Origin of the sequence: Paenibacillus sp. FSL R10-2734 (assembly GCF_037963865.1) — a bacterium.
In the GTDB taxonomy this organism is placed as follows: Bacteria; Bacillota; Bacilli; order Paenibacillales; family Paenibacillaceae; genus Paenibacillus_AQ.
The window spans coordinates 6324076-6348067 of record NZ_CP150170.1 but is presented as its reverse complement, the minus strand read 5'-3'; the positions used below and the strand labels follow the sequence as shown (position 1 = coordinate 6348067).

The window sequence follows — 23992 nt, the reverse complement described above, 5'->3', positions numbered from 1 at the left end:
ATGCAATTTGGCATGGTAGCTGCGGAACGGGCAGCGCTGGAGAGCACCTATGAAGGCTTATGTACTGTTTCGGAAATGAAGGATGTAAAAGATCCAGTGAGCGGTAAAACACGGCAGCAGCCTGTCGTTGTGTTGGCTGACGAGCCTTGTGGACTCTCTCAATCAACTCTTCCAAGCGCGACACAGACCGTAACGTCAGACAAGGTGGAATACGATGCTAAGCTGTTTATCTCTCCTGATGTAACTATCAAGCCAGGAAGTCGAATCACGGTTCAGCAGAATGGCATGGAGTTCAAGGGAGAACAGGCGGGTAAGGCATTCAGGTATGCTACTCATCAGGAAATCAAACTAAAAGAGGTCCTGAACGCATGAGCATGGGTAAATTCGATTTCTCCGATGTTAAAAAGCTTCAGAAGAGCCTTCAACGGATGCAAAATGAATTTCCAGCGTTTATGGAGGAGTGTATTCGTGAGCTTGCAGGACGGTTACTGGCGAAGACTATAGCTAGAACTCCGGTTCTAAGCGGAGACTTGAGGCGAGGTTGGCAGATCGGTGAGGTAGTTAGATTAGCTGGTGGCGGTATCCACGTAGAGATCACAAATAATGTTGAATATGCGCTCTATGTAGAATTTGGACACGTTACTAGACTACGGACCGGTTGGGTTAACGGTAAATTCATGTTGACCTTATCCGAGCAGGAACTAGAGAGAGAGTTGCCAGGGATCATGGAGCGGAAGCTGAAAAAATACATGGAGAAGCACATGGGGCGGTGAGCATGCAGGATATCAAAGACGCACTTATAAAGAGGCTATCGTTATTTACTCCGGAGTATCCAGTTTATGACGAAGCAGTAGAGCAGGGCATGAAGCAGCCGTGCTTTTTTGTGTTGCGCATCGAAGGCGGCCAAAACAGGGAAATTAATCGGCGGTATCGGCGTTTGAATTCCTTCGATGTTCATTACTTTCCACACAAGGATGCCGCGGCACCCCGGGAAGAATGCGAGCTCATGGCTGAGCGACTGTACTCAGAACTAGAGTATGTGACCGGCGCTGAGGGAGGATACCGCGGTATCGGCATGCGTGATGAAATTGTGGATGGAGTGCTGCATTTCTTCATCCAATATAACTACCATGTCGTGAGGACGAAAGCAACGGATGTAAAAATGCAGACTATGAAGCAAGGGGGCGGTATTAAGTGAGTGTGAAAAATGAAAAGGAAGCTATTGAAGCTCCTGAGGCTTCGTATACAAAGGAACAGTTCTTGAACTCTACCAAATACTCATACCAGGATAAAGATGTCCTGTCGGCGCTACTGGAGCCAGAAAAGTTGTATACGGCGGCTGAGGCACAGCAGATCATCGAAGAATTTAAGAATAAGGAGGCTGAGTAGATTATGGCCGGTGGAACATGGACCACTCAAAATAAAGAAAGACCTGGCGTATATGTCAATGTGGAAACGTCTGGTGGGGCTTTAGGGACGGTCGGTAGTAGAGGGATTACCTCATTGGCTCTGACACTACCGTGGGGTGCCGCAAAAGTCATCATGCCAATTGTCGCAGGAGAGGACACATTTAAAACACTAGGGTATGACATCACAGCCCCAGAACTGTTGCTGGTGCGTGAGTCATTTAAGCGAGCGCGAACAGTGTTACTCTACAAGCTTAATGAAGGAGTTAAGGCAACTGCTACAATAGGCGATTTGACACCCAAAGCAAAATACGGTGGTACTCGGGGGAACGATCTAAAGGTTGTAATACAAACCAACATTGACGACAGTAGCAAGTTCGATGTGAAAACGTTGCTTGATAACGCAGTAGTCGATACACAGGTGGTCGCTAATATCGCTGGGCTCAAAGCTAATGATTGGATTGATTGGGGTGGAACCGGTGCGCTGACTGCAAGTGCAGGAGCACCTCTAGTGGGCGGTACTAATGGTACTGTGACTAATGCTGATCACACAGCCTATTTAGCCGCGCTGGAACTATATGACTTTCAAACCTCCGCATTGACATCTACAGATAACGCCCTGAAAGCTGTGTATGCAGCCTTTGCAAAGCGTCTACGGGATAATGAGGGGAAGAAGATTCAAGTCGTGCTGGAGAACTATCCAGTAGCTGACAATGAAGGTGTAATTAGCGTTAAGAATGGTGTGGTTCTCTCAGATGGGACAACACTAACAGCAGCGCAGGCCACAGCATGGGTAGCTGGGGCTAGTGCAGCAGCTGAAATGAATGAGTCTCTGACTTATTCGGCATATGACGACGCTGTAGATGTGGCGCCACGCTACACCAACACACAGATTGAAGCAGCTTTGAAAGCTGGAGAATTTCTCTTTACACCGTCCGTTAATCGGGCCGTGGTTGAGCAGGATATTAATACTTTCCTCTCTTACACTCCGAAGAAGGGGAAACAACTTCATAAAAATCGTGTGCTTCGAGTTTTGGATGGAATTGCAAATGATTTGAAGCGTATCTTTGAGTCATTTTACATCGGTAAGGTATCAAACAATGTTGATGGCCGAGCTTTGTTTCGTAAAGAGGCTGTGATCTATCTGGATAGTCTACAGAGCATTTCTGCCATTCAAAACTTTGATGCCCAGACAGATATCACAGTACTTCCTGGTGTTGAATCAGATGCCATCTATGTTGAAGCCAATATTCAACCAGTAGATAGTATCGAAAAAGTATATATGAAAGTGCAGGTGAGATAAGATGGGTTTCTTAAAGGCTAGCGAAACAATCAGTGGGCAAGAGGGACGAGCCTACGCCACGATCAATGGTCAGGTCGAGGAAATGTTTTATATCAAGACTCTTGAAGCCTCTGTTGAAAAGGAAAAGGCTGAGGTAAAGACATTGGGCCGCCGCGGTACGCAACATAAAACTACCGGATGGTCTGGTACCGGTAGTATGACGATCTACTATATGACAAGTCGGTTTCGTCAGTTGATGATTGATTATATCAAGACAGGTAGAGATACCAACTTTGATATTACGGTAACTAATGAAGATCCGGGATCTACCATTGGGTCTCAAACAATTACTTTACTAGGTGTGAACCTTGATAGTGTAGTTATGGTATCACTGGATACAGAGTCTGATGCACTAGAAGAGGATATCGATTTTACCTTTGAGGATATTGATATGGGTCAAGCATTTAACGCACCAACCAATTAAAATAAATTAAATTTCAGGAGGAATTATTATATGAGCGACTTTTCAGCATTCTACGCACAAAACGCAGCAGTGGAGACTACAGAGGATTTCGTGGTCTCTCCTAGATTTAAAGATAAAGATAACAAGGTAATTCCGTGGAAGTTGCGTAGTATCACGGAAGAAGATAATCAAGCACTACGGAAAGCGGCTACCAAGCGCTCTAAGGCGAAATACGGACAATACACTTCTGAAGTTGATACCAATGAGTATCTGGCAAAGATGGTTGTGGCGTCAATTGCATACCCAGATTTGAAGAATGCGGATTTGCAGAAGTCTTATGGCGTTATGGGGGCTGAGCCACTAATTCGTAAAATGCTGCTTCCTGGCGAGTTTTCATCCTTAATGGAAAAAGTACAAGCGCTCAATGGTTTCGATCAGGATATCAATGATCAAATTGCAGAAGTAAAAAACTAATAGAGGAGGGTGACGGTGAGGCTAACTTAGCTTACTACGCTCTCCATGAGCTGCACATTTTACCGCATGACCTTATGGCTATGGGGCAGCTAGAACGAGCAGCTATATATGCCATGATATCAGTTCGAATTGACAAAGATAAAAAGGATGCAGCAAAAACAAAATCAAAATCACGTAAAAAGTAATAGACCATTAATGGAACATTTGATATATTGATGGTATATTTTTCATGATTTTGAAGGGATGGTGTACTTAGTGACGGGTGCATTAATAGCCATAGGAGCACTTTTTTTTCTTTTGTTTCTGTTGATATTTCTAATAGTCATATCCATAAAAGGGCGGCAGAAAGCCAAAAAACAAATGAAAGAAAACAAAATTTCGGCACAGGTGTTGTTGCATCACGTCGAAGGATTACCACTTTCGGAAAAAACTCAATGCCAAGTATCTGTTACTGATACGGGTCTTGTCATCAATGGTGGTGGGACAGACTTTAAAATTGATGCTACTCAAATTCGTGCGACAGAAGTCAAGACAGATACTGAAATTGCGAATATCGTTAAATCAAGTGCTGCTAAAGGAATAGCAGGTGGATTGTTGTTCGGACCAATTGGTCTGGTAGTTGGAGCTAGAGCAACTAGCAAAGAAAAGAAAACAAACACATACTACCTCATCATTAATTACACCAACGTAGCAGGTGATTTAACTGCCCTAATGTTCGATGGGGGGAATAGTCCTTTTGGAGCACAGAAAATAGTAAACAAACTGAAGCCGATCATTATTGATAATCCTAAGCAGACAGTTCAATTATAATTCTAAAGAGCACTCCAAACGGGGTGCTCTTTTATTTATTTAGGAAGGAGGAAGCATATGCCAAGTATTGCTGCAAGCCTAGCGCTTAATGATGCTTTTAGTCAGCGATTGGGTCAGGTCAATACCGCTCTTGCAGCGACGATCCAGCTAATGGCGAGATTAGAAGCTCAAATGCGTAATCCGATGATGATTCGAATTAGTGCCTTTGATGTAATTAGTGGTTTAGATATGATTAAACAGCAGATTGCCGCTCTTGGAACAGGTAGCCTAATACGAATAAACATTAACTCAACAGAAGTATTACAACAATTAGCGCTGATTAGGCAGCGGCTAGGTGACGAAGAGTCGGCAATTAAAATAAGAATCGACGCCGCCGATATTTCCGCGCAAATTGCGATTATCAAAAGACAAATAGAATCGGAGTTAAGTAGCGTTGTTGCACGGATTCGGATTGAGTTGCCTCGGTCGTTGGAGGCTATGTTTACAAACCTCCAACGCTTAGTATCTCAACTCATTAGATCAACGCGACAATTGAGAACACGAAGTGCAGATGCTGGTGAACTACAAAGAGCTCTAGAACGTATCGCTAGGCTAGAACGGCAAATTGCCGACCTACAGTCTAGAGTAAACGGACAAATTAATAAAGCAACGAAAAACACATCAAATTGGCTCGGTAGTCTCAAAAACGTAGTTGCGGCTTATCTTTCAATTGCGGCCGCAAAAAGCCTACTTGAAATATCTGACGATGTAGCATTAACTAATGCGCGTCTCGGTATGGTTAACGATGGTCTCAGAACTCAATACCAACTTCAAAAGCAAGTTATGGCTGCTGCAAATGAGACGCGATCCAATTACCAAGCTACTGCTGATTTGGTAACTAAACTTGGGATGAGCACTCAAGGTATCTTTAAAAACGATGACGATATCATTGCTTTCACAAAGAGCTTTAACAAAAGTTTGGTCCTTTCCGGGGCAGGAGCACAGGAAACAACAGCAGCGATACTCCAGATGGGGCAAGCTCTCGGGTCTGGTGTCTTACAAGGGGATGAGCTTCGTTCTCTCTCAGAAAATGCACCGGCAATGATGACTCTACTTGCAGAGGGGTTGGGTGTGGCTCGTGGACAACTCAAGCAAATGGGGGCGGATGGCGAATTAACATCGGCAATGATCGTTAAAGCATTCCAAAATCAAAGTGATAAAATCGATAAGATGTTTGCTCAGATGCCGATGACTTTTGGATCTGCAACCACAATATTACAGAATAAAGTGGCAGAATGGGTAGGAACAATTAATGGTGTTGAGGGACCTTTAGCTAAAATCACAAAAATGGTCCAAGATTTTACGGCATGGTTAGATACGAGTGCAGGGGATCAATTTTTGAGCGGGCTTAGTGCTGGAATCTCTGCTGCTGTCGATGCAGTTGTTTATTTAGGACAAGTAGCTGCGCAAGTATATGAATTTTTTTCAAGCAATTGGTCATTAATTGAACCTATAGTGTGGGGGATAGTAGCCGCATTTGTGGCATGGAAAGTTGCTACCTTAGCTGTGGCCATTAATCAGGGACTCAATGCTTTAGCTACCGGAACAGGAACAGCTGCAGTTTTCTTACAAACCTTAGCCGTTTTCGGTCTAAGGGCAGCATGGGCAACCCTTAATGCCGCTATGAAAGCAAATGTAATAGTTTTGATTATCTCACTAATTGTTGGTTTAATAGCGTGGATATGGCAACTTTATAAGACTAATGATGAATTTGCAGCAGGATGGCAAAGAGCTTGGAATGCGATATTTAATTTCTTTTCAACAGTTCCTGCTTATTTTTGGACAGTAGTCGAAGCTATTGCCAAAGCGTTTACGTGGTGGGCTGGTAGTGTCGGAAAGATTTACGACGCCGTTATAAACGGAATCATCGATGGGATCAATGACGTTCTCTGGCTCATAAATAAAATCACGGGATCATCGTATGAGATAGCAGGAAGCTTTAGTTTTGAAAAAATTGCCGATGCTGCACTAGACTACGCAGGAGCCAAAAAAGACCAAGCCTATGCAGATGCAGCCGCCAAGGCGAAGGAACGAGAAGCAAAAACGCAGAAAATGCTGGATGATCGCACAAAGAAGAGAGAAGATGAGTCAGCAGCTGCAGCCGCTAAACAAAATCAATTACAAAATGCTGGAAAAGAAGTAGGTATGGGATTTGCTGCTGGTGGTTCAGGTGCTGCTACTTCTCCTAAAGCCGATAAATTAAAAAAAGTCGATAAACTTGGTAAAGTAGAAAAACCAATTGATATCAGTAAAGAAGACCTAAAGGTTATGCGTGATGTCGCTGAGATGAAGAACATTCAAAACTTTGTGACATTGACACCGACTATTCAGATGAAGACTGGTCCAGTAACCAATCGGGCGAATGTTGATTCGATTGTATCAAAGATAACGAAGAAGCTTAATGATGAGATCGCTAGTACCGCGAAGGGTCTCTATAACTAAAAGGGGGTGGTTGTGTGGCCGATGGCTACAGCATCGAACTGAGTTTCAACAACCGCGCAATATGGTTTGAAATCCCCGTCCTTCCGGAAGAAATAGAGATCGGTGGGGAAGGCGATGGGGAGACCTACAATATAACTGATCTTGGTGAAATCAATGTGATCAAAGCTGCAAAGCTAAAAGAGATTAGCTTTAGCAGCTTTTTTCCGGCTATCGCTGTAGGTGGTGCCGTACCAAGTTATGTATCATCAAAAAACTGGGGGCAACCCGCGGATTACATCCAACTGATTGAAAACTGGATGAATAAGCGGAAGCCGATCCGGTTTATTTTTACCTCAACAGGTCTAAAAATCAACATTGCGGCCAGTATTGAGGAATTCAATTATAAAGAGGTTGCTGGATCCCCAGGTGATTTTGAATATGACATTAGCTTGAAGGAGTATGTTTTTTATGCTGCTAAAAAAGTGAAGCTGAAGTCAACCGAGACAGCAGCCGGTACAACCACTACAACAAAGAAAGAGCCAGCGAAACGTGCAGATGAACGTACCAAGTCGAAAACAGTTACCGTCAAATCCGAGGATACTTTGATGAAGATTGCTAAAAGAGAACTCGGTGACGGGAGCCGATGGAAAGAGATTCAGAAGTTAAACGGCTTAACGGATGCGCAACTGAAGACGCTCAAGATCGGTTCCGTCCTGAAGCTTCCGGGGTGATTACATGGAATTATTGATCGATAATAAAAATGGATCCATCTGGGATGTATCCAGCATCGTTACTGATATATCTTGGAAGACGGTTCGTATTGGAAAGGCAGCATCACTAGAATTTACCCTTGTAGACCGTGGACCATGGCAAGATAAAAAGTTCCAGTTGAACAATGGTGATGTTGTACGGTACATGGACGAGGGACAAAGGGTCTTTTACGGTTACATTTTTAATATTGATGATGGTAAGTCTGAGGAAGTAAGTATCTTGGCCTATGATCAGGTCAGGTATTTAATGAATAGCGGAACTTATGTATTTACGAAACAGACAGCAACTCAGGTAGTTCAAAAGATTGCTCAAGACATGCAGCTCAAGACCGGGATGCTGGAAGATACAAAATACATTATTCCTTCTCAGATCCGCGACGACAAAACGTTTATCGATATGATCTGCATGGCGTTAGATGAGACGTTGATCAATTACGGGACCAACTTCGTATTTTTCGACGATTTCGGGAGCTTGACGATACGTAATGTTTCCAATATGCGTTTTCCTTTTGTGGTGGGTGATGATTCACTTATGACAGATTACTCTTACAGTCGCAACATAGACGATGAGACATACAATCAAATTGTTTTGTACCGGGACAACAAGGAGACGGGTAAGAGAGAAACTTTCGTCACCAAAGACAGTGCCAGTATAGCGAAGTGGGGTTTGTTGCAGTTATACCAGAGTGTTGATGAGAAGCTGAATCAGGCTCAGATTACAGAACAACTGGTACAGCAACTGTTTATGAAGAATCGAGAAAAACGAACACTTAGCATAGAGGCTCTTGGAGATTATCGGATGAGAGCCGGCTGCTACGTGAATCTATATATTAAGGCGATGAACATTAATAAATTCTTCTTGGTCGATGAGTGTAGCCATTCAAAAGAAGGTGGCATACATACTATGGACCTCGAATTAAGGCTGGTGTAATTATGCTGGAAGCAATTAAGCGGGCTGCTCAGGAAGCAGTAGAAGCTGCAGGTCCGGTTCAGGTGCAACTTGGAATCGTAACAAATGATAATCCTCTTGAGGTGCTAGTCGATAATCGGCTATCGCTTTCAGAGGGTTTTTTAATTGTTCCGGAGACACTTGCAGAATTTAAATTAGCTATAGGGTCAACTGAATATGAGATCAGAAAGCCCTTGGTAGCCGGTGACAAGCTCCTTCTTATCCGGATGCAAGGCGGCCAACGCTATGTGATTATGGATAGGGTGGTGAGTAATTGATACCACAGAGCGACAATGTACTGCTAAATGAGGACATGGAGGATACGCCCCAACCAAGCCTCACCTATAAATTAGACCTTGTAAATGGACGTGTAGGATCCGTGATAGTGGATGGGTTGGATGCCGTAAAACAGGCAGTTATAAAAACACTCTCAACAATCCGATTTGTAAACCTGATTTACAGTGACAATTACGGTAGTGAGGCAGATGTTGGAGTGGTGCGGGGCCGGGCGGTATTTGAAACCGAAGTGGAACGCTGGACTAGGGAAGCGTTACTCCAGGATGATCGTATCGTTTCCGTAACCAACTTTAGATTTACCTATGATGGCGATGCTTCACTCGTCTTGTTTGACGTAGAGAGCGACTATGGAAACTATACAGACCGATTGGAGGTGAGTGGCGGTGTATGAGGGCCAAACGTTTGAAACTATCTTAGAACGAATGCTAGATCGGGTGCCGGATGGGCTGGACAAGCGAGAAGGCAGTATTATTTATGATGCCATGGCTCCGGCGGCAATGGAGTTGGCTCAGATGTATGTTGAGCTAGATATTAACGCGAATTTAATATTTGCTGATACAGCTAGTGGCGATTATCTGGATAGATCCATCGCATGGTCCGGTGTGACTCGCAAGAAGGCGACAAAAGCGCAACTCCGAGGGCTGTTTTATAACGCAGCTAACACCTTAATGGATATTCCAATTGGTAGTCGCTTCGCCATTGGTGCAATCAACTATAAAGTAATTTCTCGACTCTCTTTAGGGGAGTATCGCCTTGAAGCAGAGGTTGAAGGAATTGCGGGAAATCAGCATTTCGGTGTCTTAATTCCTATCGATTTTGTTAATAATCTAGCAAGAGCTGAATTGAAAGAGTTACTTGTCCCCGGGACTGATAAGGAGACTGACGATATGTTAAGGCGGCGGTACCTTGATTCTGCCAGACGTCCAGCGACCAGCGGAAACAAATATCATTACATTGAATGGGCTCTTGAAGTTTCTGGAGTGGGCGGCGCTCGTGTATTTCCATTATGGTCGGGTCCGAAGAGCGTAAAAGTTGTCATTATAAATACAGAAGGCGCTCCAGCCTCAAGCGTTCTTGTAAATCAAGTACAAGACTATATCGATCCAGCCGCAGGGAAAGGTGAAGGGCAGGCGCCTATTGGGGCAGTAGTCACAGTTACTTCGGCAATCGGTAAAACTATCAATATATCAGCTAAGGTAACCTTGGCACCTGGTTATAGCTTGCAAGGTGTAAAGAATTCCTTTTTGGAGCGCTTGGAAGCTTGGCGTAAGTCGGCATCATTTGTATCTACTTATGTAAGTCAGGCCGTAATTGGATCAATCCTTTTAGGCACTGACGGGGTTATTGATTATGTTGGGTTGCTGCTCAATGGAGCTGCTGGGAACATTGTTCTTTCCGAAGAAGAGGTGCCAGTGATCGGTACTGTAGAATTGGGGGTGTAACATGGCCTATCCGAGTAAAATTGATGTTTTTCAGGAAAAGCTGAACAAAAATCCAACAGGAAACAATTATGTCATTGAAGAACGGATAACACTTGTTGCAGGCGTTTATGAGGGGTTCCTGAATCACGATAATATCAATAACACTACTGTCCAAGTCTATAGTGGGAGTAAATTGACGGGGGATAAATTGACAAACTGGACCTTAACCATTCCAAGTGATACACCATGGTGTAGGTTAATTAAGATATTTAGTGGAGCTGCTGAAGTTTACGTAACCTATGAGACTCCAGGTGATACCGTAGAAGCAGACGATATTAATGCGCTACAGAAAGCAGTAACAGCCACACAAACAGAGGTGGAAAGGTATAAATCGAGTGGGCTGATAGACGGCGGTTCATTTATGAGAGGGGTGTAAGATGGCGCAGACGATACAAATAAAACGTGGTACAAAAGCTCAACTCAGTACTTATGGCGCATTGCTTGCTGGTGAGATGGGTTTTTGTTCAGACACGAAGGAAATATATATCGGAGATGGGACTACCAACTCAATGGTTGGGCGAGCTTTATCAGGTGCAGAGGCTTCACGTCCGGTGGCGGCATCGGTCGGACGTCTGTTTTATGTAACGAGCGGAGCAAATAACGGATACTTATACTTTGATGATGGCATAGCTTGGCGGCGAGTGAATTCTCAAGCCCTCAGTGATTTAACGGGTTCGCTTGATAATATAGCGGATGGCGCTACTTATGCAAAGGTATTAAAGGCTGATGTCAGTGCAGGGCATATCAATAAGGTGTCAGATGGAACGAATACTAAAACTGCCGCTGAGATTAAAAACCATATTGACGATGCAGCTAAACACCGAGTCATTAATGATTCTGGTACAGCCATTACCGATATCTGGTCAGCACAAAAAATCAAAAATGAAATCGAATTAGCAAAACATAATATCGAACCACAAGCGTCTGTAAAAGACCAACATTTATTGGCCCCTCCGGCAAGTCCGGCAGAAGCTGACCGTTATATTATTCCAGCATCAGCGACAGGGGCATGGGCGGGGAAAACAAATCAAATTGCAGAGTTTCAATCCGGAGTGTGGGCTTACTATACCCCTGCTATAGGATGGACTGCATATGTGGACGACGAGCAAAAGATCTACAGTTGGAATGGTACAGCTTGGGTTCGAACTGGTGGCGCACTCCAGACGATTACGGCGGGTAACGGCCTAACCGGTGGTGGTCAGTCAGATACTGTTACATTAACAGTAGGAGCTGGAAACGGGGTCGTTGTAGATTCCACTACCGTGGCTGCTAAACCGGGTAAAGGCATTATTGTTAACGCAACAGGAATCGAGGCTAACATAGATAACTCTAGTATTGTCTACGATACAGCCAATGGAAATAAACTCACGGTGGCAATGATTGACGGCGGTACGTTTTAGGGGGCGAGGTAATGGCTAGAAAAGTAATGATCCAGATCCGACGAGGTTTGGAAAATGCAATCGGAACGTTGGCTGTCGGTGAGCTTGGTTATTGTACCGATACAAGCAAACTGTACATCGGTACAACTACCGGCAATGTGTTACTGGTAGCTGCTCAAAGCTCAGGAGATATGCTTAAAAGTATCTATGATACAAACAATGACGGTAAAGTGGATTACGCTGCCATTGCTGATGCTGTTCCTTGGTCTGGCGTTTCAGGAAAACCAGCAACGTATCCTCCATCATCACATACGCACTCTGAATACATGGGTAAGGGTCCGGTAACATGGAACCAATTGAAGGGGGTGTGATCCTTGAAATACGGAGACTCTTCATATAGCAATCTTCTTTTCTCTGCTGATGAAATAGAGGATATTGGCGATTTAGATACGATCGATCTTATGAAATACTTACCTGCCTATTACAGAGGCGTACAAGAAATAGAAGAACTGCAGAAATCATTAGGTATTGAGATACACGGTTTAACTATAGGGGTGCAGGACGTGCTAGACCAGGCTTATGTTGAAACTGCAACATGGAGCCTTTCGCGTTGGGAGACCGAACTTGGATTAAGTTCGGATCCATCAAAGTCTTACGAGAGTAGACGTGAAATGATTAGAGCTAAGCGGCGAGGTACGGGGACAACGACACCTGAAATGATACAACGAACTGCATCGGCATTTGCTGGTGGGGATGTATCTGTAGAGGAAGTTCCAGGTGAATACCGATTCATCGTTCGATTCATAGGCATTCTAGGTATCCCACCGAATATGGCTGGACTAATTCAGATAATCGATGAAATTAAGCCGGCACACTTAGCGTATGAGTTTGCTTATACGTATACCTTCTGGGATTCACTTAAAACGTTAACTTGGAATACTGCTGGCACTGGCACATGGAACGACTTAAGAACTTTTGGATAGGAGAGTGACACATGCAAACCACAGGAAATTTGGGCTTAAAGAAGCCCGAGGGAACAGATATCGTTGATATAGCCGATCTGAACGGAAATATGGATATCTTGGATAATGCCGTTAATGGCAAGGTTGATAAAGTTACTGGCAAACAACTGTCTACCAACGATTACACAACACCTGAGAAAACAAAGCTGGCGGGTATCGCAACAGGTGCGAATAACTACACGCATCCAAACCATACCGGAGATATTACCAGCACAGGTGATGGGGTTACAGCTATCGCGGCAGGGGTGATTGTAAATGCGGATATTAATGCTGCAGCCGGGATTGATGCTTCCAAGATCGGGACCGGGGCAGTATCTAATGCAGAGTTCGGATATTTGGATGGGGTAACTAGTGTCATACAAACACAACTTAATGCCAAAGCTTCCACAGCCCTTGCAACATCGTCAACTGCTGGACTCCTACCTCCGGCAGATAAAGCTAAATTAGATGGCGTTATTAAACCTTGGGGAGATAATACAGCCTCAATGCGGGCAGCCGGAGAACTCTCCAGATCTGCAGCTACGGAAAGGCAGAATATCTCAGCAAATACTTTAACGAAGATTCTTTGGTCGAATAAGACCGCAGACCAAAAAGGCGTTTGTGACTTGATGAATTCGCGATTCTTGGTTCCAGAAACAGGAATATATATAGTTTCGGCACGGTTTGGATTCAGGGTAGCCACTTCTTCCTCAATACAAAACGCAGTAGGTTTTTTTGCGATAAATGGCGGTTTAAATTCTCAACTTGCAGATGGGATTATTAGGGCGGGGCAAACCCTCATCACCATCGCAGGCTCTTATCAATTTTCATTGGACGCAGGGATGACGGTTGAAATCTTCGTCCTCTCCCCTTCTGCCGGAAGTATTACTAATGAAGATACGTATACTCACGCAAGTATTGTTAGAATAGCATAAGGAGGAATTATGATGAACATAGCACAAGCAATTATGCATCTATACCCAAATGCTAATCCAATACACGATTTTATGGTGCAAAACAATGGACCTGAGCCTGTATTGCGTGAAGGTGTAGACGGACAGACGCGCTACGAGATCCGACCACTTGAAGAAGACGAAACTGAGCTAGTGGAGGGCGTGCATTATCGTTATGTAGTGGACTTTAATCGACTAGTAGAGGGCGTTGACTACGATATTGTATCGCGTGGGCAGTTTATCGCCGCTTGGAATCTGGACGAGCCGCAACCGACAGAAGAAGAGTTACAAGCTGCATGGGTGGCGTACCAGGAAGCCGAAGCTAATAAACCCCCGGAGCTGACCGATACCGAGCAACTGCGAGCCGATAACGCGGCACTACTACTTGAGATAGCACAAGCCCAAGCTCGTCAGGATTTAGCAGATAAAAACGCAGCCGATATGTTGCTCATGATCGTACAGGGAGGTGTGGACTAATGGACTGGTATGCGACAATTAAACGCTATTACAATGCAGGTTATTACACTGTTGCTCAAGTGCAAATATTTGTTACCGCCAAAAAGATAACGGATAAACAAGCTGAAGAGATTACTGATAGCGCCGAATAGTAGGCGTTTTTATTTTGCCCTCGTAGCTATTACGGGGGCTATTTATGTTGAGGGGGAATGGGGATGGGCATGGAACAATCCGAGGTTTTGCAACGGATAACGAGAGTAGAAACGAAAGTAAATGAAATGGATAAAAAATTAGATCGTGCGATTACGGCCAACGAAACAGCTGTAGAGGCATTATCTTCTGCAAGGTCAGCCCACCACAGATTAGACAAAATCGACAAAACAATCTTTTGGTTAGGGACCACTATAGTCGGAGCCGTTATATTGGCAATCATAAAATTTACTATGGAAGGTGGAAATTAATATGGAATGGAATGCAGTTATGGAGTTTATTAATCCTGAATTATTGGTTGTTGTCGTAGCTTGTTGGATCATCGGTTATTGGTTAAAACAAACGCCAAAAGTACCGGACTGGAGTATTGTGTACATTGTTACGCTGGTGGCCATCGTATTTGCTGTACTGATGTTAGGGTTTGTTATTACAAGCTTTATACAGGGTATCTTGTGTGGTGCTGTGGCTGTATATGGTAACCAACTGGTCAAGCAAGCAAAGAAAAGTGGTGAAGAATAATGAAGAAGGTATGGATCGACGCAGGGCATGGTGGTAAGGATCCAGGAGCAGTTGTAAATGGTTTGAAAGAGAAAGACATCGCACTGCCAGTGGCTTTGGAGATTAAAAAGAGACTTGAGACAAATTATGATGGAGTTCAGGTGTTACTATCCCGTAGTTCAGATGTGTTTCTGGAATTAAAGGAGCGCACGGATCTAGCTAACAAAGCGGGCGCTGATCTCCTAGTGTCCATCCACTGTAACGCTGGTGGCGGCTCTGGTGGCTTTGAAACCTTTAGATATACAAAAGCCTCAGCCGCATCGCCAGCACTACAAAACGTCCTACACAAGGAGATTATGTACATGCTCAATAAGGTTGCTGTTGGCGTGATCGACCGGGGACAAAAGGCAAAAAACCTGCACATGGTGCGAGAGAGTAAAATGCCAGCAGTACTGACAGAAAATTTGTTTTTGGATGTGGCAACCGACGCTGCCAAACTCAAAAAAGATGTGGTTATCCAAGCAATCATTGATGGTCACGTGACCGGGATTGCAAAGTACCTAGGGCTGAAAAAGAAGGAGGCGGCATCAGTGAATAAAGATGTAACAGTGACAGTCAACGTAAACGGCAAGAAGGTAGCTGATGGAGTGATTGATAATGGCTCAACCTTTACACCTGCGCGAGCTGTAGCGGAGGCTCTAGGAGCTACGGTTGTATATGACGCAGAAACAAAGACTGTTAATATCACAAAGTAATTCCTAAGCGTTTGGGAATATGAAAAGCCCCACCAGTTTATGGCGGGGCTTTTGCTTACCACGTATTATAGTTCGATTGATACTTAACTTGTTTGTTCTCATAGCCCTTAAGTGGATAATCACGTCTGACAGACTGCAAGTAGCCTGCAATCGCAAATGCTGCAATAAGCCCTCCTACTATACCTGTGACTACGCTGAATGTTGAAAATCCGAATGTGGCAACTACTACAATGGCAGATAATGCTACAAGCAATAGACTGAACAACTTCATTTTATACACACCTCCATTTTGTATATGTAGTAACTTGGAAATTAAGATTGATACGTTACTTTGTTTGATCGGTTTCAATAATAAAAATTTAGCAAATGGTTTCATACTTATTTAAGCTAAGAGGATTATAGTAATCACATAACTCCCTGGTGATAAAGATATGGACCATGCCGGGCGTTGGTGGGGTTATTTTTTTGTTGACTTGCTCAGTTTGGTGTTTTTAACAACGCATATGGTAAACGTATATATCAAAAAGAAGGGAATTGATGTAATATGGCGAATTATAGAGAATATTTAATATGGAAAATTTAGGAGGCTTATTGTGGAAGTGCAACCATTCATTTTATTTGTGCCAGGCATCAAAGGTAGTGAGCTGTTCGAGGGAGATAATAAACGGTGGTTTCCAAAAAACCTAGATGATTTTAATGCATTAAATATTAATAATCCTCTTGAGGCAAAGGGGATTTTGAATATTGTAAATGCATTTGGATTTTATAAAGCAGAAATTTATAAAGGTATACTGGAACACTATTCCCCTGAAAATTTTGCGTTTTTTGCGTATGATTGGAGACAATCACTTCTCGATATAGTTGATCAATTAACAAGGAGAATTGTAAACGAAAGCCAAAATCACGAATCGATTGTTTTAGTAGCTCATAGTATGGGTGGTATACTATCAAAAATGGCGATACACGAATTAGATTCTCTAGGATTACATAACAAAGTAACAAAATTTATTACTTTGGGTACTCCTTGGCACGGTTCTCCCGATGCTTACAAAAGCCTAGTGTTTGGTGAACCAGGTCTATTCAGCAATTTTTCGCAAGTTTTACAAATGTTTGATGATAAGAAAACACGTTTACTAGCTGCACAATTACCCTCTGTATACCAATTGCTTCCGAGTAAACACTATTATGATAAATTAGAGCAAGGTAAATTTTTGGTAGGGGAAGAACAAGAGGTTACATACGAAGAAATGCTTTTAAAGGTACAGTCATTGTATAACAAACAGTTTTTTGATGCCAACGGAATCAATGCTTCTGCACCTAATATATGGAATGATATCATGAAACCTGTCCAAGAAATTATTCAATTACCCTTACCTGATTATATAGATCATGACTGTTTGATTGGATGCGAAGTCCCGACAATATACAAAATTCCATTTACAACTGACAAAAAAAGATTGCCCTTCAAGAGAGACTGTGAATTTGATAATGGAGATGGCGTAGTCCCATTAATGAGTAGTATTCCATGTCATCAAGCAAATGTTTACTATTGCAAAGGTGAACATAAAAATTTAACAAATTTAGATTATGTCTTGAATTTTATTGATTGGTCAATTAACGGAAAGGTTAATGTATTACCGCAACATATTAATACTGAACCTTTTACTGACGTATTTAATCGGAAAGTTTTAGCAAAAGTTCTTTGTCCTGTGGATTCAACAGTTATGGATTCGCAGCATAAATATATTGCAGGAGTGTTCGATACGAGCGTTGAAGAAATTAGTCCGTTAGCCAAAGGCGATTCCATAATGTATTTTAATGTTGGTGAAGCAAAGTATATTTTCTTTTCTGAAAAGGTAGACGAAGATATTATTATAAAAATAAATTCTTATGACACTGGTGTTGCCGATGTTTCAGTTAAATATTTTGATGGTGATGAGGTCATAGAGCAAAGTTTTGATCCTATTCCGGTATCGGATGAGATTGCTGCAACTGTACGCATACCATTATCTCGTGATATTAAGGATGCAGATTTAACTGTCGATGATGTGCAATACAATTCTAAAAAGCGGAGTTACACAAAGCAATTAATTACTGCTAATACAGATGCAGTTCCTAAGTTGACAATAAAGGTTCAAGGGAATGAGCGAATCAAGTACAGACCTCTTTTTTCTGGCGTAGTTGTAATGAAAATAACTGCAGATAATAATGAACTCGTCGAAAATATTTATTATACAGTAGATGATGGAGTTCCGAAGAAATATGCTCAAGCTGAAGAACTTGTACTTGATTCCGGAATTCATAAAATTAAAGCTTTTGGGAAAGATATTTATAATCGTTCACTGTTGGCAAAGGACTATACTTTTACTATCGATAATAATAATCCAAAGACCAAAATAAATATCAATATTAACCCAGAAGGCATCATTTTGATTTTTGACAGTATTTCACTGGGCGGTGCTTCAAAAACGTTTTACCGTTTAGGTGATCAGGAATTTCAGGAGGTATCCCAAGGTGAAGAGGTAACTGTTCCAATAACAGAATTATTGAATGACATCAATTCATTCGTGAAATTGGATTACTATTCCGAAAATGAATTCGGAAAAACAGAGGAAATCAAAAGTCTTAAATTAAGTTTGGGTAACATTCCGATATTAATGTGGGAAGAAACAACATCAGCGATAACGCCAGATCTGATTTGGGGTAATATATTTAAACATGATTCTATAGGGCTTGGAGATTTTAGCATTAGTTTTATTGATGTAAAAGGCTCCAAAGTCACTACTGGTACAGTCGTTCCAGACAACGTTAAAGGCGTATCTTTTAAATCGGAACTTATTGAAATTGAGGCTCGTTACGCAGAAAAATACTCACTTTATTTTGAGGGTGCACCAACAGAAGTACTAGAGGTTGGACAAACGTGCAATTTTTCTTTTCAACTTCTCACTGAAAGAAGTAAAGAAACGATTACAAATACTTCACCTGCAGTTAGACTAAAAGCTTTTAGAAATAGGACCCCAGATATATTAGTGAGAGATTTGGTTGAGAAAGACGGGATTTATTATGGGAAATTTGTTGTTGATGAGATCTTTAAACAACATAAATTTAGACTAGTAATTACTGATGTCAAAAACACTAGTCCAGCACTACGTGAAATAACGCTTATAATGAAGGACGATGAAGAATAGCTGATAAGGAGGTTATGTGAAAAGATGAAAACAATAATAATAGTACAAATGGCATTATTATTTTTCATTTTTACATTCACCTTTCTTCTCTACAGAGCAAAGACTTGGAAGGCTTCAACAATTTTTAATAAAGCTGAGGCAATTTCCATCACTTTTCAGTTAGCGCTTGTTGTCTGGGCTTTCTTGTCTCTTGTAACAGGGATTTTTTATTTCTTCCTAACCACAAAATCGGAATTATCAGGTTTTATTTTATCTGTAATTTTAATACCTTTGATAATTTTGTTTTATTTTGGTATTAAAGTTCTTGTTAATTCCAACAATACAAAAAAATCCATTTACGAAATTAACACTAAAAGTAATGAAGTTATTTTATGGTCGAAATCATTCCCGTTTCTATCAAAAGATCAAATTGATTTGAATGTTTATTTATCGAAGGGAAAAGCAGTCGGGAGAGTAACTGTTCATGGAGTAAATGAACACGAAGCTAATCTTATTAAAATGAAAAAGTCTGGCTTACCTGCGGATATTTTTTTAAATGTTATTATGGAAAATGATGAGAATTGCAATTTATATAAACACTAACTTATATAAGCAAACTTCACCCCTACCTGCAATGGTGGGGTATTTCTTTGCGTTCCGTGAAAATTTTCTTTCAAGTGATATAGAGTACATATACATAATGTTCCAAATGAAATATACTATTTTTACTTGTTTTTTACATCAAATAGAAGAGGGACGTGTAAAATGAGTAGTATTTTTTTAAGTCATAACTCTAATGATAAACCGTTCGTTCGAAAATTAGCAAAAGATTTGCAAAGGAAAGGGTATTACGTTTGGGTTGATGAAGCAGAAATAAAAATAGGGGATTCTCTTATAACAAAAATAAGAGAAGGCATAGATAAAGTTATGTTTGTGGGAGTAGTATTATCGAAAAACTCAATTAATTCCGAATGGGTCAAACGAGAAGTTGATATTGCTATGAACCAAGAAATCGAAGGAAAAGTAGTGAAAGTGCTACCTATAATGTTAGAGAGTGTAGAACTTCCTGGATTCTTAAAGGGAAAATTATATGCTGATTTTACAAGTAAGGAGAGTTATAAACATGGATTGAAGTTATTAATGGATAGATTAGACGAAGTACCTTCAAATGTAACTGAACCAACTATCAGTCGTAAAGAAGCAGAATTATTAATGAGAGAGCTAGAAGAAGTAAGAAAGAAATTGGATGTGACAAACGGAGAAAAAAGAATGCTGTTAGATCGATTAGCCATCGAAAGAAGTGCTATTCCTGATAACTTGTTACGTAGCATTGAATCAGAGAAAGATACGTACCCTGAATTAGATGATATCAATCGCAATTTTGCTTTTACAATAGAGGGCACTACAGTAACAGCTGGATATGTATTACATGCTATTAGAAAGGAACGTATGAAAGGGAGTCACGTTCTCTCAGCATATAGCCATGCCTTTGGAAAGGATAATGAATTGGCCTTGTTAATAGAAGCAATAACTCGTAGATTAAATAAAATCTAATTTGAACTTTGAAATTCATGAGCACTGGAGCACCGTGCCCTGCCAACAATGGTGGGGCATTTCTTTGCTTTCAGGAAATCTTCCTTACCAGAGATATAGAGTGCATATACATAATGTTCCAAATGAACTATATTTGATCTATTACCTAATTAAATATAAGGTGGTTGGCAGGAATTAATGACACAATTAACCCAGCAAATGCTTATTGAAGAGATAGAGCGCATAAGAGGAAAGTACTTAACCTCGAATTCTGAACTTCCATCTTCGCTAACTAAAAGATGCAAAAAAATTGAAAAAAGACTGATCTTAAAGGAACCAAGTCTTTCACAACTTGTAGATATTAAATACGAAATAATAGTATTAGAAAAGAAATTGGTAAACCATCCCGAAAAAAATGAAGAAAAAATATTACAACGAGGAATTTGGGGCATCGTCATTTTAGGAGTATTTTCAATCTTAATAGCTAACTTGACTGAGGATTTATCTAAGTTAAATCAACCTTTTTTGTTCAGTGTTTATCAGTTTCTTTATTTTGCATTCATCGCATTGTTTGGTACATTCTCTTATATGTTCTCCAAAGCGCTGGCTTTGAAAAATGAGTATGAAAGCTTTAATATTCGTTTTCTATTGGTTTTTTTATTCCCAATTGTTTTTATTAGTCTCGTTAAAATTGAAGACGATACAATAGTAGGGATTTCAAAAATCAATGCAATTATTTTTGCGGCAGGATACAGCTCCGAGTTTATATTTGCGTTTTTTACAAAAATTGTTGACACGGCGAAGAAGGTTATTAATGCAGAAGAAAAGGTTAGTATAGTAGAAAGTAAAGAAAAAATTCAGGCGGAGTGATACTTTGAACACTACATATAAAGTTTTACGGAGTGACAATGATTTCTTCGTGTCCGCCCTAGCGAAATCCAAGGTGTCTGTCTGGTTTAGGCTTGGTCCGGATCAGATAGACCACATAATTAATTATGGAGGTCTTGTAGAAGAATTTACTCCTGAATCCATCAGGCTTTCTGGTTTAAACTTTGTCCTAGTGTTTTGAATTCAGAGCAAATATAAAATAACTCATCAACCTAAATGGAAGATGAGCTATTCTTTCTCTTATGTATTATCCTACGTTCTCTTCTTTTTTTCTCTGATTTAAAGTATCAGCTGGAACTTTTCGAAGTATCACCATTCCGTAAGGTCCGGATAGTCCATCGACTTTTTCTAAGGTAAACAATTTACTTGCTGCAGAGCCCGGTTTAAAGGCCTTTTCAATATGAGTATAGGTGGATGACTCACAATAATACCGTAGCTTCATTCCAAAATAAAGGCGATGGCGATTTTTTTTCTGATTTCTTTTCTGTTCATCTGGAGCATCTATAATTACAATGCCATCGTGTGTGAGTAGATTATAAAAGAGTTGGAGAGCAGGCAGTAACTTTTTGTCCTTACCGAATGTAAACCAAAGGATGCCTTTAGGGTCATAAATTATATCTTGTAATTCTTTAATCTTATTTGGAAGCTCAAAAGCATCACACTGTTCATAAGTGAATTCAACAGTTGGAGTATTCAAAGTTTTTTGGTGTTTCATAGGTGAAGCGTCACTGGTTTGCATACGAATTTTGCGTTGAGTCAGTTGGGAAAAAGATTGGGCCAGGTCTAATTCTTCTGTTCCATCATTGGCTGCCGGAGCAAGAATATTTAAGGTAGGTCTATTCGTTGTTAAGGATTTTAATACAGGCAGTAGTTTTTCTGAAACAACGGGTACCCAATTGATAGCTCTCTTATAAGCTCTTGTCTTTGTTCCCCATTGAGATAGAATTCCAAAACGTTCGTATTGAATTTTATGCGTTGATTTAAGGATAGACATTATTAATAAGCAAGTTAGATGAATAATCAGGGCTGGGAAAAGTGTGTACAAAAAGATTTTCGTGGATAATGAAAATGCCAATAAAAAGGAATTGAAAGGTAAACTTGAAAATTTTGAGGCAATCATGATACCGGAGATAGTAAACACATATACAAAAAATAGTGGTAAAGATACAGGTAGCATCATGGTTGTTATACGATGTCCGATTCGGAAAAGAACTCTGAATACAGGTAAACGGTTAATGGTTGGGAAAAAAATCAGAAAAAATATTATTGAGATTTCAAGCGTAATCGTAAGACATTTAATTATTGACTGCAAAGGTTCAGCATTCAGCATGGATCTATTTCTCTCCTCACAATTTTCTTTAAGGTTGATATATGGTGTCCAATCTTTATTATCGGAGAATAATGGATAAATAATGAGAAAATATAATAATATCCTTATTTGTCACATACATAAAGTGGAGAGTAGTTTATATTACAGTTATACGGAAGCACCGTACCCTGCCAATATCGGTAGGGTATTTTATTGCATAGGAGTGATCGTATTGAGTAATGTATACAAAGTCATCAAGTCAGACTCTGAATTTCTAACTGCTGCTTTGTCACAGTCTGAAGTGGATATACTTGAACGCCGTGGTGATCTAGCTGGCTGCATAATTGATTGTGGAGGTCCAGTCCAGAAATGGAGTCCTTGTAGCGTTAAGGTTGCCGATGCTTATTACATGAGAAATGAATTTGAATTTAGGATGATTTTGGCATAAGTATTTATAACAAAAACCTGTCGACCTTATTGGCTGACAGGTTTTTTTCTGTTTCAATCTTATCAATTTTGTATGGTTTTAAACAAAAAAATGGAATTATTTTGTTATTTATTTTGTTTTTTTATGTCGATATATTAAAATTTAAAATATAATATTTGTCGTAATTTGATAGATTTTGTAATTTAAATAGTATTTTAATACTACATCAAAATAATCCATATTATAGTATATTTTACTAGTATTTTTAAAAAAAAGAGAGGATGTTTAAATTGAAAAAAGTATTATCATTTTTACTTGTTTTCGCACTAATATTCCAAGTCGTACCAGTTTTTGCGTCCGAGAGTCAAACTACCAATACTGAAAGTTGGTGGGATATTGATGTAAAAAAAGCAGAGGAGAATAATCAACGTAATAGAATGAGTGACGAGGAAGGAATCTCTGCACTTAAAGAAATCGCTAAAGAACAACTGGATGCTCAAAACGCTTCTGAAGAGGTTTATCAGGTATTTTATGATTATATAGAAAATAGTTATTCGGAAAATGTTAATAACTTCAGCGCTCGATCTAAAAATGTTCGCATGCCTAGGGGAGGGGAAACCTTCACGCAAGTGTATTCTGGTAGCCTGTATGCAGGGACTCTTAGGGAGCAACTAAACGCGCCAACTGTAACCTCATCATTAATTCAAAATTATCAAAATGGCAAGTTAGCTACGTGGTCAGATGTAACAACAGTTTTTGTGAGTTATCTTTTGTCTAGTAAATACCCAGTTATAAGTCACTTAATTGGTTGGTATGGTCTAGCATCGATAATGGATGATCTAATGACCGCTGATGTTATTAGACAGATCAGAGCAACAGGTGGGGCATCAAAATACACGAGTTATAATACAAGCTATGGAGAGAACACTATATTTTTACCATGGGCAGAATATCCATACGTTGACGCGCCAACCGACGGTACGTATAATAAAAATAGCTCGTATACTATTTATTAATTAAAATA

At 40.6% G+C, this 23992-nt stretch carries 32 protein-coding genes; 30 read left to right on the top strand and 2 right to left on the bottom strand.

All coding sequences use genetic code 11. From position 1 onward, the window contains the following. The 24 genes from NSS67_RS27335 to NSS67_RS27220 all read left to right on the top strand — a co-directional run bounded on the left by NSS67_RS27335 (position 1) and on the right by NSS67_RS27220 (position 15644). Entirely contained in the window at positions 1 to 372 is a 372-nt protein-coding gene (locus NSS67_RS27335) for an ABC transporter ATP-binding protein (RefSeq protein WP_339316880.1), read from the top strand. After that, complete coding sequence (locus tag NSS67_RS27330; RefSeq protein WP_339316879.1) at positions 369 to 773, top strand: HK97 gp10 family phage protein; 405 nt, start codon at positions 369 to 371, stop codon at positions 771 to 773. Before NSS67_RS27335 ends, NSS67_RS27330 begins: the two co-directional genes overlap by 4 nt. Before the next feature lie 2 nt (positions 774 to 775). Beyond that, positions 776 to 1198 carry a DUF6838 family protein gene (locus NSS67_RS27325; RefSeq protein ID WP_339316878.1) on the top strand — a complete coding sequence of 141 codons (423 nt, stop codon included), beginning with the start codon at positions 776 to 778 and terminating at the stop codon, positions 1196 to 1198. Further along, the gene (locus NSS67_RS27320) at positions 1195 to 1389 is read left to right on the top strand and encodes a hypothetical protein (RefSeq protein ID WP_339316877.1); all 195 of its coding nucleotides are present in this window, start codon (positions 1195 to 1197) and stop codon (positions 1387 to 1389) included. The genes NSS67_RS27325 and NSS67_RS27320 overlap by 4 nt, the downstream gene beginning before the upstream one ends. 3 nt (positions 1390 to 1392) lie before the next feature. Next, a complete protein-coding gene (locus NSS67_RS27315; protein ID WP_339316876.1) occupies positions 1393 to 2709 on the top strand; it encodes a phage tail sheath family protein in 1317 nt (438 codons plus the stop codon). Between the two features lies 1 nt (position 2710). After that, positions 2711 to 3172 (top strand): phage tail tube protein, encoded by a 462-nt coding sequence (locus tag NSS67_RS27310; protein WP_339316875.1) that lies wholly within the window; start codon positions 2711 to 2713, stop codon positions 3170 to 3172. A 30-nt stretch (positions 3173 to 3202) separates the two neighbouring features. Next, a complete protein-coding gene (locus NSS67_RS27305) occupies positions 3203 to 3625 on the top strand; it encodes a phage portal protein (protein WP_339316874.1) in 423 nt (140 codons plus the stop codon). Between the two features lie 255 nt (positions 3626 to 3880). After that, a complete protein-coding gene (locus tag NSS67_RS27300; protein ID WP_339316873.1) occupies positions 3881 to 4435 on the top strand; it encodes a hypothetical protein in 555 nt (184 codons plus the stop codon). Between the two features lie 57 nt (positions 4436 to 4492). Then, complete coding sequence (locus tag NSS67_RS27295; protein WP_339316872.1) at positions 4493 to 6916, top strand: tape measure protein; 2424 nt, start codon at positions 4493 to 4495, stop codon at positions 6914 to 6916. 14 nt (positions 6917 to 6930) lie between these two features. Then, entirely contained in the window at positions 6931 to 7626 is a 696-nt protein-coding gene (locus tag NSS67_RS27290) for a LysM peptidoglycan-binding domain-containing protein (RefSeq protein WP_339316871.1), read from the top strand. Positions 7627 to 7630: 4 nt separating this feature from the next. Beyond that, on the top strand, positions 7631 to 8596 hold the full coding sequence (locus tag NSS67_RS27285; protein WP_339316870.1) for a hypothetical protein: 966 nt from the start codon (positions 7631 to 7633) through the stop codon (positions 8594 to 8596). A gap of 2 nt (positions 8597 to 8598) precedes the next feature. Beyond that, a complete protein-coding gene (locus NSS67_RS27280; protein WP_339316869.1) occupies positions 8599 to 8892 on the top strand; it encodes a DUF2577 domain-containing protein in 294 nt (97 codons plus the stop codon). Beyond that, on the top strand, positions 8889 to 9302 hold the full coding sequence (locus tag NSS67_RS27275) for a DUF2634 domain-containing protein (protein WP_339316868.1): 414 nt from the start codon (positions 8889 to 8891) through the stop codon (positions 9300 to 9302). Before NSS67_RS27280 ends, NSS67_RS27275 begins: the two co-directional genes overlap by 4 nt. After that, positions 9295 to 10353 carry a baseplate J/gp47 family protein gene (locus tag NSS67_RS27270; RefSeq protein WP_339316867.1) on the top strand — a complete coding sequence of 353 codons (1059 nt, stop codon included), beginning with the start codon at positions 9295 to 9297 and terminating at the stop codon, positions 10351 to 10353. Before NSS67_RS27275 ends, NSS67_RS27270 begins: the two co-directional genes overlap by 8 nt. Before the next feature lies 1 nt (position 10354). Next, positions 10355 to 10768, top strand: a complete 414-nt coding sequence (locus NSS67_RS27265) for a phosphoglucomutase (protein WP_339316866.1) — start codon at positions 10355 to 10357, stop codon at positions 10766 to 10768. A 1-nt stretch (position 10769) separates the two neighbouring features. Continuing rightward, positions 10770 to 11792, top strand: a complete 1023-nt coding sequence (locus NSS67_RS27260; protein ID WP_339316865.1) for a DUF2793 domain-containing protein — start codon at positions 10770 to 10772, stop codon at positions 11790 to 11792. Positions 11793 to 11803: 11 nt separating this feature from the next. Continuing rightward, entirely contained in the window at positions 11804 to 12142 is a 339-nt protein-coding gene (locus NSS67_RS27255; RefSeq protein WP_339316864.1) for a phage tail protein, read from the top strand. Between the two features lie 3 nt (positions 12143 to 12145). Beyond that, positions 12146 to 12754 carry a putative phage tail protein gene (locus NSS67_RS27250; RefSeq protein ID WP_339316863.1) on the top strand — a complete coding sequence of 203 codons (609 nt, stop codon included), beginning with the start codon at positions 12146 to 12148 and terminating at the stop codon, positions 12752 to 12754. Between the two features lie 11 nt (positions 12755 to 12765). Continuing rightward, entirely contained in the window at positions 12766 to 13707 is a 942-nt protein-coding gene (locus tag NSS67_RS27245; protein ID WP_339316862.1) for a hypothetical protein, read from the top strand. Positions 13708 to 13716: 9 nt separating this feature from the next. After that, on the top strand, positions 13717 to 14202 hold the full coding sequence (locus NSS67_RS27240; protein ID WP_339316861.1) for an XkdW family protein: 486 nt from the start codon (positions 13717 to 13719) through the stop codon (positions 14200 to 14202). Continuing rightward, positions 14202 to 14333, top strand: a complete 132-nt coding sequence (locus NSS67_RS27235) for an XkdX family protein (protein ID WP_339316860.1) — start codon at positions 14202 to 14204, stop codon at positions 14331 to 14333. The genes NSS67_RS27240 and NSS67_RS27235 overlap by 1 nt, the downstream gene beginning before the upstream one ends. 63 nt (positions 14334 to 14396) lie before the next feature. Further along, complete coding sequence (locus tag NSS67_RS27230; protein WP_339316859.1) at positions 14397 to 14642, top strand: hemolysin XhlA family protein; 246 nt, start codon at positions 14397 to 14399, stop codon at positions 14640 to 14642. A 1-nt stretch (position 14643) separates the two neighbouring features. Continuing rightward, positions 14644 to 14910, top strand: a complete 267-nt coding sequence (locus tag NSS67_RS27225) for a phage holin family protein (RefSeq protein WP_339316857.1) — start codon at positions 14644 to 14646, stop codon at positions 14908 to 14910. Continuing rightward, on the top strand, positions 14910 to 15644 hold the full coding sequence (locus NSS67_RS27220) for an N-acetylmuramoyl-L-alanine amidase (protein ID WP_339316856.1): 735 nt from the start codon (positions 14910 to 14912) through the stop codon (positions 15642 to 15644). Before NSS67_RS27225 ends, NSS67_RS27220 begins: the two co-directional genes overlap by 1 nt. Before the next feature lie 55 nt (positions 15645 to 15699). On the opposite strand, the gene NSS67_RS27215 is transcribed toward NSS67_RS27220, so the two are convergent. Beyond that, a complete protein-coding gene (locus tag NSS67_RS27215) occupies positions 15700 to 15915 on the bottom strand; it encodes a hypothetical protein (protein WP_339316855.1) in 216 nt (71 codons plus the stop codon). Positions 15916 to 16237: 322 nt separating this feature from the next. On the opposite strand from NSS67_RS27215, the gene NSS67_RS27210 reads away from it, so the two are divergent. The 4 genes from NSS67_RS27210 (at position 16238) to NSS67_RS27195 (ending at position 21214) form a co-directional block, all read left to right on the top strand. Beyond that, on the top strand, positions 16238 to 18832 hold the full coding sequence (locus tag NSS67_RS27210) for an alpha/beta hydrolase (protein ID WP_339316853.1): 2595 nt from the start codon (positions 16238 to 16240) through the stop codon (positions 18830 to 18832). 24 nt (positions 18833 to 18856) lie between these two features. Then, positions 18857 to 19414: a hypothetical protein gene (locus NSS67_RS27205; RefSeq protein WP_339316852.1), complete on the top strand. Its 558-nt coding sequence runs from the start codon at positions 18857 to 18859 to the stop codon at positions 19412 to 19414. Between the two features lie 162 nt (positions 19415 to 19576). Then, positions 19577 to 20365 carry a toll/interleukin-1 receptor domain-containing protein gene (locus NSS67_RS27200; protein ID WP_339316851.1) on the top strand — a complete coding sequence of 263 codons (789 nt, stop codon included), beginning with the start codon at positions 19577 to 19579 and terminating at the stop codon, positions 20363 to 20365. 177 nt (positions 20366 to 20542) lie between these two features. Beyond that, entirely contained in the window at positions 20543 to 21214 is a 672-nt protein-coding gene (locus NSS67_RS27195) for a hypothetical protein (protein WP_339316850.1), read from the top strand. A gap of 265 nt (positions 21215 to 21479) precedes the next feature. Here the strand turns inward: NSS67_RS27195 and NSS67_RS27190 are convergent, their stop codons facing one another. Next, positions 21480 to 22562 (bottom strand): hypothetical protein, encoded by a 1083-nt coding sequence (locus NSS67_RS27190; protein ID WP_339316849.1) that lies wholly within the window; start codon positions 22560 to 22562, stop codon positions 21480 to 21482. Positions 22563 to 22764: 202 nt separating this feature from the next. Between NSS67_RS27190 and NSS67_RS27185 the strand changes: the two genes are divergently transcribed. Then, the gene (locus NSS67_RS27185; protein WP_339320719.1) at positions 22765 to 22989 is read left to right on the top strand and encodes a hypothetical protein; all 225 of its coding nucleotides are present in this window, start codon (positions 22765 to 22767) and stop codon (positions 22987 to 22989) included. A 269-nt stretch (positions 22990 to 23258) separates the two neighbouring features. After that, positions 23259 to 23984 carry a hypothetical protein gene (locus NSS67_RS27180; protein ID WP_339316848.1) on the top strand — a complete coding sequence of 242 codons (726 nt, stop codon included), beginning with the start codon at positions 23259 to 23261 and terminating at the stop codon, positions 23982 to 23984. The last annotated feature ends 8 nt before the right edge of the window (positions 23985 to 23992 follow it).

Bases quoted from the DNA above. Each gene is read 5' to 3' on its own strand.
- NSS67_RS27335 (WP_339316880.1), top strand. From the start codon at position 1: ATGCAATTTGGCATGGTAGCTGCGGAACGGGCAGCGCTGGAGAGCACC.
- NSS67_RS27330 (WP_339316879.1), top strand. From the start codon at position 369: ATGAGCATGGGTAAATTCGATTTCTCCGATGTTAAAAAGCTTCAGAAG.
- NSS67_RS27325 (WP_339316878.1), top strand. From the start codon at position 776: ATGCAGGATATCAAAGACGCACTTATAAAGAGGCTATCGTTATTTACT.
- NSS67_RS27315 (WP_339316876.1), top strand. From the start codon at position 1,393: ATGGCCGGTGGAACATGGACCACTCAAAATAAAGAAAGACCTGGCGTA.
- NSS67_RS27310 (WP_339316875.1), top strand. From the start codon at position 2,711: ATGGGTTTCTTAAAGGCTAGCGAAACAATCAGTGGGCAAGAGGGACGA.
- NSS67_RS27305 (WP_339316874.1), top strand. From the start codon at position 3,203: ATGAGCGACTTTTCAGCATTCTACGCACAAAACGCAGCAGTGGAGACT.
- NSS67_RS27295 (WP_339316872.1), top strand. From the start codon at position 4,493: ATGCCAAGTATTGCTGCAAGCCTAGCGCTTAATGATGCTTTTAGTCAG.
- NSS67_RS27285 (WP_339316870.1), top strand. From the start codon at position 7,631: ATGGAATTATTGATCGATAATAAAAATGGATCCATCTGGGATGTATCC.
- NSS67_RS27280 (WP_339316869.1), top strand. From the start codon at position 8,599: ATGCTGGAAGCAATTAAGCGGGCTGCTCAGGAAGCAGTAGAAGCTGCA.
- NSS67_RS27265 (WP_339316866.1), top strand. From the start codon at position 10,355: ATGGCCTATCCGAGTAAAATTGATGTTTTTCAGGAAAAGCTGAACAAA.
- NSS67_RS27260 (WP_339316865.1), top strand. From the start codon at position 10,770: ATGGCGCAGACGATACAAATAAAACGTGGTACAAAAGCTCAACTCAGT.
- NSS67_RS27255 (WP_339316864.1), top strand. From the start codon at position 11,804: ATGGCTAGAAAAGTAATGATCCAGATCCGACGAGGTTTGGAAAATGCA.
- NSS67_RS27245 (WP_339316862.1), top strand. From the start codon at position 12,766: ATGCAAACCACAGGAAATTTGGGCTTAAAGAAGCCCGAGGGAACAGAT.
- NSS67_RS27240 (WP_339316861.1), top strand. From the start codon at position 13,717: ATGATGAACATAGCACAAGCAATTATGCATCTATACCCAAATGCTAAT.
- NSS67_RS27235 (WP_339316860.1), top strand. From the start codon at position 14,202: ATGGACTGGTATGCGACAATTAAACGCTATTACAATGCAGGTTATTAC.
- NSS67_RS27230 (WP_339316859.1), top strand. From the start codon at position 14,397: ATGGGCATGGAACAATCCGAGGTTTTGCAACGGATAACGAGAGTAGAA.
- NSS67_RS27225 (WP_339316857.1), top strand. From the start codon at position 14,644: ATGGAATGGAATGCAGTTATGGAGTTTATTAATCCTGAATTATTGGTT.
- NSS67_RS27220 (WP_339316856.1), top strand. From the start codon at position 14,910: ATGAAGAAGGTATGGATCGACGCAGGGCATGGTGGTAAGGATCCAGGA.
- NSS67_RS27215 (WP_339316855.1), bottom strand. From the start codon at position 15,915: ATGAAGTTGTTCAGTCTATTGCTTGTAGCATTATCTGCCATTGTAGTA.
- NSS67_RS27205 (WP_339316852.1), top strand. From the start codon at position 18,857: ATGAAAACAATAATAATAGTACAAATGGCATTATTATTTTTCATTTTT.
- NSS67_RS27200 (WP_339316851.1), top strand. From the start codon at position 19,577: ATGAGTAGTATTTTTTTAAGTCATAACTCTAATGATAAACCGTTCGTT.
- NSS67_RS27195 (WP_339316850.1), top strand. From the start codon at position 20,543: ATGACACAATTAACCCAGCAAATGCTTATTGAAGAGATAGAGCGCATA.
- NSS67_RS27190 (WP_339316849.1), bottom strand. From the start codon at position 22,562: ATGCTGAATGCTGAACCTTTGCAGTCAATAATTAAATGTCTTACGATT.